12 protein-coding genes are annotated in these 15,310 nt (G+C 56.2%); 3 read left to right on the forward strand and 9 right to left on the reverse strand.

The window, feature by feature from the left end:
* Positions 1 to 6: 6 nt before the first annotated feature.
* The 7 genes from rfbB to trxA form a co-directional block, all read right to left on the reverse strand.
* Entirely contained in the window at positions 7 to 1,083 is a 1,077-nt protein-coding gene (gene rfbB, locus HA43_RS05535; RefSeq protein WP_094111165.1) for a dTDP-glucose 4,6-dehydratase, read from the reverse strand.
* Entirely contained in the window at positions 1,080 to 2,339 is a 1,260-nt protein-coding gene (gene wecC, locus HA43_RS05540) for a UDP-N-acetyl-D-mannosamine dehydrogenase (RefSeq protein WP_071668218.1), read from the reverse strand. The genes rfbB and wecC overlap by 4 nt, the downstream gene beginning before the upstream one ends.
* 2 nt (positions 2,340 to 2,341) lie before the next feature.
* Complete coding sequence (gene wecB / locus HA43_RS05545) at positions 2,342 to 3,466, reverse strand: non-hydrolyzing UDP-N-acetylglucosamine 2-epimerase (protein WP_039385676.1); 1,125 nt, start codon at positions 3,464 to 3,466, stop codon at positions 2,342 to 2,344.
* Positions 3,467 to 3,476: 10 nt separating this feature from the next.
* Complete coding sequence (gene wzzE / locus HA43_RS05550; RefSeq protein ID WP_071668219.1) at positions 3,477 to 4,523, reverse strand: ECA polysaccharide chain length modulation protein; 1,047 nt, start codon at positions 4,521 to 4,523, stop codon at positions 3,477 to 3,479.
* 33 nt (positions 4,524 to 4,556) lie between these two features.
* On the reverse strand, positions 4,557 to 5,633 hold the full coding sequence (wecA, locus tag HA43_RS05555; RefSeq protein WP_071668220.1) for a UDP-N-acetylglucosamine--undecaprenyl-phosphate N-acetylglucosaminephosphotransferase: 1,077 nt from the start codon (positions 5,631 to 5,633) through the stop codon (positions 4,557 to 4,559).
* A gap of 274 nt (positions 5,634 to 5,907) precedes the next feature.
* A complete protein-coding gene (rho, locus tag HA43_RS05560; protein ID WP_039381703.1) occupies positions 5,908 to 7,167 on the reverse strand; it encodes a transcription termination factor Rho in 1,260 nt (419 codons plus the stop codon).
* 344 nt (positions 7,168 to 7,511) lie between these two features.
* Positions 7,512 to 7,844, reverse strand: coding sequence for a thioredoxin TrxA (trxA, locus tag HA43_RS05565; RefSeq protein ID WP_039381699.1), 333 nt, complete (start codon positions 7,842 to 7,844; stop codon positions 7,512 to 7,514).
* 116 nt (positions 7,845 to 7,960) lie between these two features.
* On the opposite strand from trxA, the gene rhlB reads away from it, so the two are divergent.
* Complete coding sequence (gene rhlB, locus HA43_RS05570; protein WP_094111166.1) at positions 7,961 to 9,256, forward strand: ATP-dependent RNA helicase RhlB; 1,296 nt, start codon at positions 7,961 to 7,963, stop codon at positions 9,254 to 9,256.
* A 6-nt stretch (positions 9,257 to 9,262) separates the two neighbouring features.
* A complete protein-coding gene (gene ppx, locus HA43_RS05575; protein ID WP_094111167.1) occupies positions 9,263 to 10,747 on the forward strand; it encodes an exopolyphosphatase in 1,485 nt (494 codons plus the stop codon).
* Positions 10,748 to 10,764: 17 nt separating this feature from the next.
* On the opposite strand, the gene rep is transcribed toward ppx, so the two are convergent.
* Positions 10,765 to 12,783 carry a DNA helicase Rep gene (gene rep, locus HA43_RS05580; protein WP_039385675.1) on the reverse strand — a complete coding sequence of 673 codons (2,019 nt, stop codon included), beginning with the start codon at positions 12,781 to 12,783 and terminating at the stop codon, positions 10,765 to 10,767.
* Positions 12,784 to 12,934: 151 nt separating this feature from the next.
* Between rep and ppiC the strand changes: the two genes are divergently transcribed.
* Complete coding sequence (ppiC, locus tag HA43_RS05585) at positions 12,935 to 13,216, forward strand: peptidylprolyl isomerase PpiC (RefSeq protein ID WP_039381691.1); 282 nt, start codon at positions 12,935 to 12,937, stop codon at positions 13,214 to 13,216.
* Here ppiC and HA43_RS05590 read toward each other — a convergent pair whose 3' ends face one another.
* Positions 13,217 to 15,277, reverse strand: coding sequence for an AsmA family protein (locus HA43_RS05590; RefSeq protein WP_094111168.1), 2,061 nt, complete (start codon positions 15,275 to 15,277; stop codon positions 13,217 to 13,219).
* Positions 15,278 to 15,310: the final 33 nt, after the last annotated feature.

Consider the following 15,310-nt stretch of genomic DNA (forward strand, 5'->3'; position numbering starts at 1 on the left):
TCTGCTTCAGCGCGAAGCGGTTAAGCCGAGGCGTTCAGCGCGATAGCTGCAGTTGAGAATAGCCTGCCACCACTGCGGGTTGGCCAGATACCACTCTACCGTTTTACGTATGCCGCTCTCGAAGGTTTCCTGTGGCGTCCAGCCCAGCTCGCGGGCAATTTTGCTGGCATCGATGGCGTAACGCAGATCGTGTCCGGGACGGTCGCTAACAAAGGCGATCAGCTCACGGTAGCTGTTAATCGCCGCAGGACGCTGCCCGGCGGCAAGCTCATCCAGCAGATCGCACAGGGCGTGCACTACCTCAAGATTACGTCGCTCATTATGCCCGCCAATATTGTAGGTCTCTCCTGCTTTGCCGTGACTGACAACGGTATAGAGCGCGCGCGCATGATCTTCCACATAGAGCCAGTCGCGGATCTGGCTGCCGTTGCCGTAGACCGGCAGCGCCTTGCCCGCCAGCGCATTGATGATAGTCAGCGGGATCAGCTTCTCCGGAAAATGGCACGGGCCATAATTATTGGAGCAGTTGGTGACGATCACCGGCAGTCCATACGTTCGCATCCAGGCACGCATCAGATGATCGCTGCTGGCTTTTGATGCGGAGTAGGGGCTGCTCGGCGCATACGGCGTGGTTTCGGTGAAAAAATCATCCGTACCGTGCAGATCGCCAAAGACTTCGTCTGTGGAAATATGGTGCAGCAGGAAGCCAGCTTTGCGCGTGCTCTCCATCGCCTGCCAGTAGTGGCGTACCGCTTCCAGCAGATGATAAGTGCCGACAATATTAGTTTCGATAAAGGCAAATGGCCCATCAATCGAGCGGTCGACGTGGCTTTCTGCTGCCAGATGCATTACGCAGTCGGGCTGATACTGCGCCAGCACCCGATCAAGCTCCGGCCGGTTACAGATATCAACCTGTTCAAAGGCAAAACGCGGATGCTGCTGCACGCCCGCCAGCGACGCCAGATTGCCGGCGTAGCTTAGCTTATCCACCACCACGACCTGATGCTCCGTGCTTTCAATCAGAAAGCGCACCAGCGCTGAGCCTATAAATCCCGCGCCGCCGGTGATCAGAAAGCGTTTCATCGCCATACCCCTTTGGTATCGACAATCCACGGCTGGGCAATCTGCGCAGCGTCAATGGCCCGGAACTGTGCATGATCAACCAGCATCACCAGAATGTCAGCCTGCTGTAGCGCCTGCTCCACGGATACCAGCGAGGCGTCCTGCCCCAGCCGGTCAGGAATCGACGTAACGTGCGGCTCGACAACCCAGGTCTCTCCGCTGTGCCACGCCGCAATGCGCTGCGCGACCGCCATCGCCGGGCTCTCACGCAGATCGTCGATATCGGGCTTAAACGCCAGCCCGAAACAGGCAATAGCGATCTCGCTGGCGCGCTTATCGCTCTGCGTCGCGCACTCCGCCAGCGCCTGTTTTACCTGCTCCAGTACCCAGCCAGGTTTGGCATCATTCACTTCACGCGCGGTGCGAATCAGCCGCGCCTGCTGCGGGTTCTGCGCCACAATAAACCACGGGTCGACGGCAATACAGTGTCCGCCCACGCCCGGTCCGGGCTGCAGAATATTGACGCGCGGATGCCGGTTCGCCAGCGCAATCAGCTCCCAGACGTTGATCTTCTGATCGGCGCAGATCAGCGACAGCTCATTAGCAAAAGCGATATTGACATCGCGGAAGCTGTTTTCCGTCAGCTTGCACATCTCCGCCGTACGCGCGTTGGTTTCAACGCAGGCTCCGCGCAGGAAAATACGGTACAGCTCGCTGGCACGCGCCGAACAGGCGGGCGTCATGCCGCCAATCACGCGATCGTTCTCCAGCAGTTCGGTCATCACCTTGCCGGGCAGCACCCGCTCCGGACAGTAGGCGATAAAGATATCGCTCTCGCCCTCATGCTGAGGAAAACGCAGATCGGGACGCGCCTCGGCCAGCCATTCCGCCATCTGCTCTGTGGCGCCGACCGGCGAAGTCGACTCCAGAATCACCAGATCGCCTGTTTTCAGTACCGGTGCCAGCGACAGCGCGGCCGCGCGGACAAAGCTCAGGTCTGGCTGATGATCGTTCATAAAGGGCGTGGGGACAGCGATCAGAAACGCATCTGCCGGTTCTGCCGTCGTGGTGGCGCGCAGCAGCCCCTGCTGCACCGCCTGCCGGACCACCTCGCCGAGATCGGGCTCCACGATGTGGATTTCCCCCCGGTTAATGGTTTCAACGGCGCGCAGATTGACATCCACGCCCACGACCTGCTTTCCCCTTGAAGCGAAAACGGCTGCCGTTGGCAGCCCGATGTAACCCAGTCCGATCACGGAAATGGTATTAAAAGACATAATTAAACTCTGTTGTTGTTCAGCGCCTGCAGAATGCGTGCGCAGGCGTGGCCGTCGCCATAAGGGTTGTGTGCCCGGCTCATACTCTGCCACGCCTCTTCGTCCTGCAGCAGCAGGGTGACTTCAGCGACAATGGTATCGACATCGGTGCCAACCAGTTTTACCGTCCCTGCCGCGACCGCTTCCGGCCGCTCCGTGGTATCGCGCATCACCAGCACCGGTTTCCCCAGCGACGGCGCCTCTTCCTGAATTCCGCCGGAATCGGTGAGGATCAGCCAGGCACGGTTCATCAACCAGACAAACGGCAGATACTCCTGCGGTTCGATCAGAATAATATTGTCGATACCGCTAAGTATCCGGTTAACCGGCTCGCTGACGTTGGGATTGAGATGCACCGGATAGACGATCTGCGCCTGCGGATGAAGGCGCGCAATCTGCGCCAGCGCACTGCAGATACGCTCAAAGCCCTTACCAAAACTTTCGCGCCGGTGACCGGTAACCAGGATCAGCTTTTTGTCCGATTCCAGAAACGGATAGTGCGCCGCCAGGCGGGCATTGAGATCGGCGTTGGTCAGCACGCGATCGCGCACCCACAGCAGCGCGTCGATTACCGTATTGCCGGTGACAAAGATACGCGCATCAGGCAGGTTTTCCCGCAGCAGGTTCTGCCGTGATGTGGTGGTCGGCGTGAAGTGATAGCTTGCCAGATGGCCTGTGAGCGTGCGGTTAGCCTCCTCCGGCCAGGGCGACATCAGATTACCGGTGCGTAAACCAGCCTCGACGTGCCCCACCGGGATCTGCTGATAAAAGGCCGCCAGGCTGGCCGCCAGCGTGGTGGTGGTATCACCGTGCACCAGCACCACATCAGGTTTAAAATCGGCTAAAACGGTTTTCATGCCCTGCAGAATACGGCAGGTAATCTCGGTCAGCCCCTGCTCCGGGCGCATGATATTTAAATCGTAATCGGGCTGCAGCTGAAACAGATGCAGCACCTGATCGAGCATTTCACGGTGCTGTGCGGTGACGCACAGGCGGGATTCAAACGCAGCATCCTGCGCCAGTGCCTGCACCAGCGGCGCCATTTTGATGGCTTCAGGACGGGTGCCAAATACAGTCAGTACTTTCACGCTGATTCTCTTATTGGCGAATAGCTGATAACGCGCGCGGCCGGCGCACCAGCGCCACACCCGCTCCGACCAGCGCCCCGATCGCTCCCCACATCACCATCATAAACAGACGGCGCGGGCTGTCGCGTGAAACGGGCTCTTCCGGCGTGCGCAGGTAGCGGTAAGTCTGGAACTGTTTATCAAGGCGTGGGCCAGCCTGTAACGTGCTCAGCATCGCCCTGTTTTGATCATAGCTCAAATCGTAGGCGGGGCCGCTGGCCTGCAGCATATCGAGCTGCGCCTGTAGCCGCTGCTGGCCCAGTAAAAAGCGATCGCTCTCTGGCAGGCTCTCACCTGCAGCAGGCGCACGGTTATCGGTAATACCCTGCTGACTGGCGAGCTTTAGCGCCTGTTCAATGCGCTGACGCTGGCGATCGTACACCGCCTGCGCTACCGCCTGCTGCCGGTCAACCTGCGACTGCAGCTGCACGTTACGCGCCTGCCATGCGCCTTTCAGCTCTTCATTCAGATGGCGTGCCGCACGCTCGCTGGCGTAAGCAATATACTGACGCAGAAGATTGTTAGCATCACCGGCGGTTTCTGCCACCAGCCGCACCGTATCAAGCGTGTTGTGCGCACTATCTGCCGGCATAAACTGGATGTTGGTGATCATATCGTCCAGCAAGGCCGCATCATTATGCGCATTACCACTTTTACGGCTTTTAAAATAGTCGGTCTGCTGCCAGAAATCGCGCCGCGTATCCCATGAAGCGAGCTGCATGGTGAACTCCTGATAGACCTCATCCATTACGGTAGGGGCCGGATTATTCAGGCTCAGCGTATTGCTGTGGATATCGAGGTTGTTCAGAAACTGCTGCTGTACATAGTAGTCGCCCAGCATGTTAACCGTAGGCCTGTCGGTGACTGCCGTGGTGCTCCACGCCTGCTTCATCAGCATTGAAGCGAGCCAGGCCAGCAGGGCAAACAGAACAGCGCAGCCCGCTATCCAGCGTTTACCGCGCCACAGCGTGCAGCCCAGGCCGCGAATATCCAGTTCGTTCTCCACAACAGAGTTCATAACAGCGGTGTCCTTATCTGATGCTTATCCAGGTCATGTTTTATTGATATGCGCTTGATTCCATCTGCGCTTGAGACGGCGAATCATTCGTGCCATACGCCACGCGTGTTTAATGCAGTAGCCATAGAGCAGAAATGCTACCAGGAAGAGCACCAGCATGACCCACTCAGGTATGAACGCCAGATATTCGCCGAGCACGCCGATGCCTGCCAGCAGCGCCGCCGCCAGCGTGATCAGTAAAAAAGCCTGACGTGACGAGAAACCGGCACGCATGATGAGGTGGTGAATATGTTGCCTGTCGGCTGAGAATGGACTCATGCCCTTGCGCAGCCGGCGATACATGATAGCCACCATATCCATCAGCGGGATGGCGATCAGCCACAGCGCTGTTACCGGCGTAATAGGATGGCTCAGGCCCTGTGTCGTTTCCAGCAGGATCCAGATAATGGTGAAACCGATCATGGTGCTGCCGGCATCACCCATAAACACTTTATAGCGTTTGCCCAGAAAACCGAGGTTCAGCAAAATATAGGGAATAGTGGCGGCGATCATGGCAAAACACCACATTGCCAGGCTGGTCATGCCGTCAAAATAGAGAATGATCCCCATTGCACCGAACGTTACGCAGGAGAGTCCGCCCAGCAGACCATCGATACCGTCGACCATGTTAAACGCATTAATTGCCGCCCAGACGGCGAACAGCGTTAATACGTAGCCAAAGGGACCGACGACAATCTCCACCGGACCCACAATAAAACCGAGACTCAGCAAATAGAGCTTGGCGCCATACATCATGACAACGGCGATAATCGCCTGCATACAGGCGCGAAACTTTACGCTGATATCAAAGCGATCGTCGAGTGCGCCGACCAGCACCAGCACGCCGGCACAGAAGAGATAGAGCAGGCCGTTCGGCATATAGGACTGCGTAATAAGGAAAGCGAAGCAAACGCCAGCGTAAACGGAAATACCGCCAACGAGAGGGATAACGCCCTGATGCTTTTTCCTTGCATTAGGCTTATCAACTAATCCGATTTTTTTTGCGACCTTACGGGCCATAAAAAGGAATGCCAGAGAGAAGAGAAAAGTTAAACCCAGCTCTGCACCCATAGTGAGTAAATTCACATTAACGCTCTCAGCTAAAATCGTGGACAACAATAAGCAAAATCCCGGTTATTGCTGTATATCCCTGTCTGACCAGGCCGCAGCGCGCGCGGTTGCTGAAAAAATCGCCGCCTTTCTGCTTGCGTCATTCTAAAACTTTTCTGACTCGCCTAATCCTAATGCGCACAAATAAAAAACGCCACGATAAGCCGTGGCGTTTAACAGAAATAATGCCGATTTATTACCTGCGTAACAATATCATTGTTTCGCTTTTAACCGCTTATGAACGCTTCATCATGTCGAAGAATTCATCGTTGGTTTTGGTCATCGCCAGCTTGTTGATGAGGAACTCCATCGCGTCAATCTCGCCCATCGGGTGAATAATTTTGCGCAGGATCCACATCTTCTGCAGCTCTTCCTGAGAGGTGAGCAGCTCTTCTTTACGGGTACCTGAACGGTTGTAGTCAATTGCCGGGAAGACGCGTTTTTCCGCAATCTTACGCGACAGGTGCAGTTCCATGTTACCTGTACCTTTAAACTCTTCGTAAATGACTTCATCCATTTTCGAACCGGTATCAACCAGCGCTGTGGCGATGATAGTCAGGCTACCGCCCTCTTCCACGTTACGTGCTGCACCGAAGAAACGCTTCGGACGATGCAGGGCGTTGGCATCAACACCACCGGTCAGGACTTTACCTGAGGCAGGAACCACGGTGTTATACGCACGCGCCAGACGGGTGATTGAGTCGAGCAGGATGATGACATCTTTTTTATGCTCGACCAGGCGCTTGGCCTTTTCGATGACCATTTCAGCAACCTGCACGTGGCGGGATGCAGGCTCATCGAAGGTAGAGGCGATAACTTCACCTTTAACCAGACGCTGCATCTCGGTCACTTCTTCCGGGCGCTCGTCAATCAGCAGCACCATCAGGACGCAATCCGGATGATTATACGCAATGCTCTGCGCAATGTTCTGCAGCAGCATGGTTTTACCCGCTTTTGGCGGTGCCACAATCAGGCCACGCTGGCCGCGGCCAATTGGCGACGCCAGATCCAGCACGCGAGCGGTTAAGTCTTCAGTTGAGCCATTACCCCGCTCCATACGCAGACGACTGTTAGCGTGCAGCGGCGTGAGGTTTTCGAACAGAATCTTACTGCGGGCGTTTTCCGGCTTGTCGTAGTTAACTTCGTTAACTTTCAGCAGGGCAAAATAGCGCTCACCCTCTTTTGGCGGACGGATTTTACCGGAAATGGTGTCGCCGGTACGCAGATTAAAACGACGAATCTGGCTGGGGGAAACATAGATATCGTCAGGACCGGCGAGGTAGGAGCTGTCTCCGGAACGGAGGAATCCAAATCCGTCCTGCAATATCTCCAGCACGCCATCACCAAAGATGTCTTCGCCGCTCTTCGCATGTTGTTTGAGGATGGCGAAAATAATGTCCTGTTTGCGCATGCGCGCCAGGTTTTCCAGCCCCATATTTTCGCCGAGAGTAATCAGCTCAGAAACCGGCGTATTCTTTAATTCGGTAAGATTCATAGTGATGGGTTCTTAAACTCGGGGTAATTCTCGAAATGATTGTCGTGAATGGTATGGCAAAAATTCCATGCCTGTTAATGGCTCTTTTTCAACACTGCTCGGCGGGTATCGTCTGATAGAGCGATAGGAAGCGAGAGACGGTCGAAAGATGATGCCGGGTATGCTAGCCGTCAGATTGCCAAACCACAAAAACGTTCAACTCGAGCGGGGTCTGACAAGAGAAATCTTTAGATGCAAACTACAAAGGTAAGTGCGTAATGCAGTATCGTCAAATTAGCACGCCTGACCAGCGGCGTCCAGCAGTGGCGAAAAAATTCACCACTGCGGAACAGAGCGCGTTGCGCTTACGCCAGATTGGCGTTCAGGAACTCTTTCAGCTGGCCTTTAGACAGCGCACCCACTTTAGTTGCCGCCACTTCGCCGTTTTTAAACAGCAGCAGGGTCGGAATACCACGGATGCCATATTTTGGCGCGGTACCTGGGTTCTCATCAATGTTCAGCTTGGCGATGGTAAGCTTACCGTCGTACTCTTCAGCAACTTCATCGAGGATCGGGGCGATCATTTTGCAAGGACCACACCATTCAGCCCAGAAGTCAACCAGGGTAACACCCTCGGCTTTCAGCACGTCAGTATCGAAACTGTCATCGGTGAGGTGAACGATTTTATCGCTGCTCATGTTTAACTCCAAAGATTATGCCTGGCGAATTGGCGTAAAATATACCAACGTTGGTTAACTTTATTTCATCGGATACGCTTTCGTAAAGCGATAGTAAGCTGATATTCTACCACACTATGAGCAAAACACACTTAACCGAACAGAAGTTTTCCGACTTCGCCCTGCACCCTCAGGTCGTGGAAGCCCTTGATACTAAAGGCTTTCAGCATTGCACGCCTATTCAGGCGCTCGCACTGCCTTTTGCGCTTTCAGGGCGTGATGTTGCGGGTCAGGCGCAAACCGGTACCGGCAAAACGATGGCGTTTCTGACGTCAACGTTTCATTATCTTCTTTCTCACCCTGCAGCTGAAGGGCGCCAGGTTAATCAGCCACGTGCGCTGATCATGGCCCCTACGCGCGAGCTGGCCGTACAGATTCACGCCGATGCGGAGCCGCTGGCTAAAGCAACCGGCCTGAAAATGGGTCTGGCTTACGGCGGCGACGGCTATGACAAGCAGCTTAAAGTGCTCGCTGACGGTGTCGACATCCTGGTGGGCACTACCGGACGTCTGATTGATTACGCAAAACAGAACCATGTGAATCTGGGCGCTATTCAGGTTGTGGTGCTGGACGAAGCCGATCGCATGTTCGATCTCGGCTTTATTAAAGATATTCGCTGGCTATTCCGCCGCATGCCGCCTGCCACGCAGCGTCTGAGCATGCTGTTTTCCGCAACGCTCTCTTACCGCGTCCGGGAACTGGCGTTTGAGCATATGAACAACGCGGAATATGTCGAAGTGGAACCGGAACAGAAAACCGGCCACCGCATCAAAGAAGAGCTCTTCTATCCATCCAATGAAGAGAAGATGCGTCTGCTGCAGACGCTGATCGAAGAAGAGTGGCCCGATCGCGCCATCATCTTTGCTAACACCAAGTATCGCTGTGAAGATATCTGGGGCCATCTGGCCGCCGACGGTCATCGCGTCGGTCTGCTGACCGGTGATGTCCCGCAGAAAAAGCGCCTGCGCATTCTCGATGATTTCACCAAAGGCGACGTGGATATTCTGGTAGCAACGGATGTTGCGGCGCGCGGTCTGCATATTCCGGCCGTAACGCACGTCTTTAACTACGATCTGCCGGACGATCGCGAAGATTACGTTCACCGTATTGGTCGTACCGGCCGTGCCGGCGCCAGCGGACACTCTATCAGCCTCGCGTGTGAAGAGTATGCGCTGAATCTGCCCGCGATTGAGGAGTATATCGGTCACGGCATTCCGGTCAGCAAATACAACAGCGATGCGCTGCTCAGCGATCTGCCACCGGCAAAACGTCTGCAGCGCAACCGCACCGGCAACGGTCAGCGTCGCGGCGGCAATAACAGTAATCGCCGGAGCAGCGCGCCCCGTAACCATAACCGTAAACGCCCAGGTTAATCCCACATGCTAAGCGCATCATCACTCTATGCAGCGATCGACCTCGGGTCTAACAGCTTTCATATGCTGGTGGTGCGTGAAGTTTCCGGCACTATTCAGACCGTGGCGCGCATCAAGCGCAAAGTCCGGCTGGCAGCAGGACTTAATGCTGACAGCGAACTCTCTGCTGAGGCGATGCAGCGCGGCTGGCAGTGCCTGAAGCTGTTTTCGGAACAGCTGCAGGATATCCCGCCAGAGCAGATCCGCGTGGTGGCGACCGCCACGCTGCGCATCGCACGCAACGCGCCAGACTTTCTGACCACCGCTGAAGCGATTCTGGGCTGTCCGGTCAATGTTATCAGCGGTGAGGAAGAAGCGCGCCTGATCTATCAGGGCGTGGCCCATACGACCGGCGGCTCCGACCAGCGTCTGGTAGTCGATATTGGCGGCGGCAGCACCGAACTGGTTACCGGTGAAGGTTCGCACGCAACCACGCTGTTCAGCCTTTCAATGGGCTGCGTCACCTGGCTGGAGCGTTTTTTCAGCAATCGCCATCTGACGCAGGACAATTTTGACCGGGCAGAACAGGCGGCGCGCGACATGCTGCAACCCGTGGTAGCGGCGCTGCGTGAGAAAGGATGGCAGGTCTGCGTCGGTGCATCCGGTACGGTTCAGGCTCTGCAGGAGATCATGGTGGCGCAGGGGATGGATGAGCGTATCACCCTGAGTAAACTGCAGCAGCTGAAGCAGCGCGCTATTCAGTGCGGCAAGCTGGAAGAGCTGGAAATTGAAGGGCTGACGCTGGAGCGTGCGCTGGTCTTTCCCAGCGGTTTGTCGATTCTCATCGCCATTTTCAACGAACTGAATATTGATAGCATGACGCTGGCAGGCGGCGCGCTGCGTGAAGGTCTGGTGTATGGCATGCTCCATCTGCCGGTCAATCGCGATATCCGCAGCCGTACGCTGCATAATGTGCAGCGCCGTTTTTCTATCGATGTGGAACAGGCTGACCGGGTGCAGCAGCTGGCTGAACGTTTTTTTCGTCAGGTCAGCCAGAGCTGGAAGCTTGACCAGCGCTGTCGCGATCTGCTGTTAAGCGCCTGTGCCGTACATGAAATTGGCCTGAGCGTCGATTTTCGTCAGGCTCCCCGGCACGCCGCCTATCTGATCCGCCATCTCGACCTTCCTGGCTTTACGCCCGCGCAGAAAAAAGTGCTCGCCTGTTTGCTGCAGAACCAGAGCGGCAGTATCGATCTGGCTCTGCTGGCCCAGCAAAATGCCGTGCCGCCGCGTACGGCAGAACGCCTGAGCCGCCTGCTGCGCCTGGCGATTATCTTCTCCACGCGTCGCCGTGACGATACGCTCCCGGCGGTACGCTTACTGGCAGAAGAGGATGCGCTGCACCTTACGCTGCCGGCGGGCTGGCTGGAGGCGCATCCGCTGCGCGCCGAGCTGCTGGAGCAGGAGAGCCACTTTCAGTCCTACGTTCACTGGCTCCTGACCTTCTCCTGATGACGTGACGGCTGCCACTACTTTTTTGCATTCGCCAGCATTGCCCGCAACCCGGCCACCCGGGTTTGCCCGGTTTTAACGCGCTCTTCTGCGCTTACCACTTTTTTCTCACGCTCCCACTCGACGTCATCCTGCGGCAGTTCCAGCAAAAAACGGCTGGGTTCAGGACGAATCAGCTCACCATACTGGCGACGCTCCCGGCAGAGCGTAAAGGTCAGCTCTTTCTGTGCGCGCGTAATGCCCACATAGGCGAGACGCCGCTCCTCTTCGATGTTGTTCTCATCAATGCTGCTCTGATGCGGCAACAGACCTTCTTCCATGCCGACCAGGTAGACATAGGGAAATTCCAGCCCTTTTGATGCGTGCAGCGTCATCAGCTGAACCTGGTCGAGATCTTCATCACTCTCTCCCCGCTCCATCATATCGCGCAGGGTAAAGCGCGTGACAACCTGTGCCAGCGTCATGGGCTCATTCAGCTCATCACCTTCAAGCATTTCCGTCATCCACTGGAACAGCGTATTGACGTTTTTCATCCGCATCTCTGCGGCTTTCGGACTGCCGGAGGTCTCAAACAGCCAGCTCTGATAGTCGATACCGCGGATCAGATCGCGCACCGCGCTGATCGGCTCCCGTTCAGTCAGCTGCACAATCTCATTCAGCCAGTGGGTAAAACGCTGCAGATGCTCCAGACCGCGCCCGCTTAGCGTCTGAGCCAGCCCCATGTCAAAACTGGCATTAAACAGGCTCTTATTACGCAGCGTGGCCCACTCACCCAGCTTCTGCAGCGTGGCCGGGCCGATTTCGCGACGCGGCGTATTTACGATGCGCAGAAACGCGCTGTCGTCATCCTGATTAGTCAGCACGCGCAGATAGGCCAGCAGATCCTTGATCTCCGGGCGTGAAAAGAACGAAGTGCCGCCGGAAATACGGTAGGGAATGCGGTTCTGCATCAGCAGCTTTTCAAACACGCGCGACTGATGATTGCCGCGATAGAGAATGGCGTAATCTTTATACTGGGTGCGGTTGATAAAGTGATGTGCGATCAGCTCGCCGGTTACGCGCTCCGCTTCGTGGTCTTCATTATTCGCGCTCAGCACCTTCAGCGATTCGCCTGACCCCAGTTCAGAAAAGAGACGCTTTTCAAACACGTGCGGGTTATTGGCGATCAATATATTAGCCGCTTTGAGAATACGCTGCGTGGAGCGATAGTTCTGCTCCAGCTTCACGACCTCCAGCGCCGGAAAGTCCTCTTTCAGCAGCACCAGGTTTTGCGGACGCGCCCCGCGCCAGGAGTAGATAGACTGGTCGTCATCGCCCACCACGGTAAATCGCGCGCGCGCGCCGACCAGCAGTTTTACCAGCTCATACTGGCTGGTGTTGGTATCCTGATACTCATCCACCAGCAGATAGCGAATACGCTGCTGCCAGCGTTCGCGTACCGCCTCATTACGCTGCAGCAGCAGCGTGGGCAGCAGGATGAGATCGTCAAAATCGAGCACGTTGCACGATTTGAGATGCCGATCATAGAGCTGATAGCAGTGCGCAAATATCTGGTCACGCTGGGATTTTGCTATTGCTGCCGCACCCTGCGGATCGATCAGATCGTTTTTCCAGTTAGAGATCGTGGCAATCAGCTGCTGCAGCTGTGTTTTATCCTCTTCCAGCCACTGGCTGGTCAGCTCTTTCAGCAGCGCCAGCTGATCCTGGTCGTCAAACAGCGAAAAGCTCGATTTCATCCCCAGCGCGGCATATTCACGCTTGATAATCTCCAGCCCCAGCGTATGAAAGGTTGAAATCATCAGGCCGCGCGCCTCTTTGCGTCCCAGCGTTTGCGCCACGCGCTCTTTCATTTCGCGCGACGCCTTATTGGTAAACGTCACCGCAGCAATGTGGCGCGCCTGATAGCCGCATTCGCGGATCAGGTGAGCGATTTTATTGGTAATGACGCGGGTTTTACCGGACCCCGCCCCCGCCAGCACCAGGCAGGGGCCGGTGACAAATTCGACAGCACGTTGTTGGCCGGGGTTTAAACGCATAAAAAACATCACTCGATTGAATCAGACAGGAAGAATTACATCGCGTCGCAGGGTGCGTACCTGAACGCAAAGGTCGCCATCAATGGCGCCCCTGCAACTGACGTGCACTACGCTATAATGCGCCGCACATTATACATAACAGGAGAGCACCATGGCGAAAACCGCAGCAGCTTTACATATCCTTGTGAAAGAGGAAGCGCAGGCGAAAGCCCTGCTGGCGCAGCTGGAGAAAGGAGGCAACTTTCAGCAGCTGGCAAAAAAACATTCAACCTGCCCGTCCGGACGCAACGGCGGTGATTTGGGCGAGTTTCGTCAGGGACAGATGGTGCCGGCTTTTGATAAAGCGGTTTTTACCTGCCCGCTGCTGAAGCCTTACGGACCGGTAAAAACCGCGTTTGGTTACCACATCATTAAGGTGCTATGGCGCAGTTAATCACTTCTGGCTCTTCATCTGCTGCAGCACATTGCTGCACTGATTAGCGTCGGTGTCGCTGGGTGAAATCAGCGCCAGCAGCGCGGCAGCCGGTGCCACAACCGCCCCCAGCGCTACGGCCGCCGCCCCGCGTGCAATAAGCGGCCCGGTTTTAACCCCGGCATCCGGATTTTTAAAGGTTCCGCGCACGTAGAGCGGAGAACGCAGCGTAATAATGCGAATGCCTTTGCTCTCCGGATTTACCGTCAGATCGAGTCGCTCGCTGGCAAAGTTAACGTTGCCGGTGACGTTGATTACCGCATTTTCGGTATCAAACACGAACAGGCGCGGCGTTGCGACGCCCTGACGCAGCGTCAGATCGGTGGCGGCACAGTTGATGCGCACTTCATCATCACCAAACAGTTTACCCACCACGTAGTTTCCGACGTTAAGCCCGGCAATTTCCATCAGGCTGCGGCTGATGAGGCCATTGTTCATCAGCAGGCGCAGCTGACCGTTGCTGCTGCCCAGCAGTGCGGCAACCGAATTGCCGGTACCGCTTAGCGTTGCGTCTCCGTTGAGCTGGCCCAGGCTGCGCTGCATGGCGGTTACATCAGGAAACAGCTGGCGCAGCTGCAGTTTGCGCGCGTGCAGATCGGCGCGGCCGCGCATCGGTGAACGGCTGCCCTCAAGCCGGATAGTGGTATTGATATTGCCGCCGGCCATGCCGAAGCGCAGCGGATCAAGCAGCAGATCGCCTTTTTCCAGCGTCAGATGCGTATAGAGGTCGCTGAGCGGCAGCTTGCTGCTGTGCTCAATGCGCTTGCCGCTAAACTTCACGTCGGCATCCATCGCATCCCAGCTTTTGGTTTCAAACTTATCGTAAGGCAGCACGCGATCGGCAGGCTGCGTGGCGGCTTCACCACGCTGCGCCTTCGCCCGCGCCGTTTTCTCACTCCCTTTACCGGAATCAACGCCAATCAGCGGGCCGAGATCGGCCATGCGCAATTGACGGGAAGTGAGTTCGCCGCTCAGCTTCGGCCGGGGTTTGCCCTGACGATAGGTGAGCGATCCATGGATATCACTGTCACCGATATGGCCATTAAACTTTTCATAGCGGAACAGCGCGCCTTTGGCGTCATTAAAGCGGGCAGTCAGATGACCGTCAGTTTCATAAGGGGGGGTATCAGGCAGCAGCACGCCGGTTAAGCCATAGAGATTGGCCAGCGTATCGCCGGAAAATCGCAGGCGCACATCCAGCCCGCCCAGGTTCAGCGGATCCTGCAGCGTGCCTTCCAGCCTTACCCGCGTGGTGCCGTTACGCAGATCGGCCTGCAGCGGAAATGGCGTGGTTTTGCTGCGCAGTGAGAGCATGCCGCCAATTCTGCCGTCGCCGGAAAGCGGCTGCTGGTTATAGGTGCCTTTCGCCTGCCAGCCAAAAACAAAATCGCCAGCGCCTTTCTGCTTATCATCGCCGCCGGTAACCTGAGCATAAGGCACGGGTTTACCGAGTGAGTTGATATTCACCGTTACATCCGCTTTGTTGATCGCATCGCGGTAGCGCAGCTGCCCCTGATCAAACAGAATATTATCCATGCGGAATGACCAGGCTGAGGGAGCGGCGTCAGCCTCGCTGTTTTCGCTACTGGCGAGCGTAAATGTCCAGTTATTCTTCTTGCTGGCGAGCTGTATCAGACGCGCGTCGGGCTGCTGCAGCTTGATCCAGGGCAGGTAGATCTCTTTGTGCAGCAGCGCCAGGGGGGCCAGCGTCGCATCAACGCGCTGCAGGTGTACCATAGTCACGTCAGGAATGTCGGGCGGATTGCCCAGCATGATATCTTCAGCGTGTACCTGCGGCCAGGGGATCCAGCTGCGCCAGCCCGGCTCAGCGCGGTTACGCGCCCAGTGTACGCCAAGGTCGCCGCGTATCGCGAAAGGACGGTTCAGCTCTGCTGACACTTTCTGATTAATGGTTGGTTTCAGGCGGTTCCAGTCAAAGGTGGCAATCACCACAACCAGTACCACGATCAGTAACAGCAGAATGCCCGCCACCCAGCTGGCAGCTTTTCCCGTGCGAGTCATGCTTTTTCCTCCTTGTTCTCACGTCTCATTAAA

It is taken from the genome of Pantoea eucrina (assembly GCF_002095385.1).
Taxonomy (GTDB): domain Bacteria; phylum Pseudomonadota; class Gammaproteobacteria; order Enterobacterales; family Enterobacteriaceae; genus Pantoea; species Pantoea eucrina.